General features: G+C 47.5%; 1 pseudogene. It reads left to right on the top strand.

Annotation, left to right across the window (positions count from 1 at the left end):
• Positions 1-49: 49 nt before the first annotated feature.
• Positions 50-460, top strand: a pseudogene (locus ACQY6F_RS18985) (hypothetical protein); the annotation flags it as partial.
• Positions 461-611 lie beyond the last annotated feature (151 nt).

The raw sequence follows: 611 nt of genomic DNA, 5'->3' as shown, positions 1-611 counted from the left end.
GTTCTATTCCAACAAGGAGGCAGTGTCAACCTAGGAGAAATGCTCCAATGCATTTCTCGCCAAGTTTTTTCCATTGGGCAAGACCAATGCCCTTCAGAACAAGTTCTCTACCTTTCAACAACTCACAGATGAAATCATTGCCGAGGCATGGGACCGCCTGCAGGATTATATCTCTGCATGCCCCCATCATGGCATGGAGGAGTGGTTCATCATCCAAGGCTTCTATCATGGGTTGATTCGCTCTGCTCGGGAGCATATAGATGCCGTTGCAGGAGGTTCTTTCTTCGCTCTCAGTATTGAGCAAGCTCGTAAACTGGTTGAGAAAATGGCCTCTAACCAGAGCTGGAATGAGGAGCGCACTCAGACCCGCACCCGTGAGGTTCACCAGCTTGAAGAGGTGGACATGCTCACCGTCAAGATTGATCTTCTTATGAAGAAACTTGAGAAACTCGGTCCTTGATCATCTCAAAATGGTCGATGCCCGAGTGACCTGTGAAGAGTGCGGAGAAATAAATGACATTGATGTCAATTGCCCGACGGTCTATTAGGATGCTAACTTTGTTGGTCACTCCAACAATGGTTTTCATCTAAATCAGGGCTTCAACATTGGG

Source organism: Vibrio sp., assembly GCF_050299255.1.
Lineage (GTDB): Bacteria > Pseudomonadota > Gammaproteobacteria > Enterobacterales > Vibrionaceae > Vibrio.
Note: the sequence above shows the minus strand (reverse complement) of the source record. Positions and strands in the feature narration are given on the sequence as shown.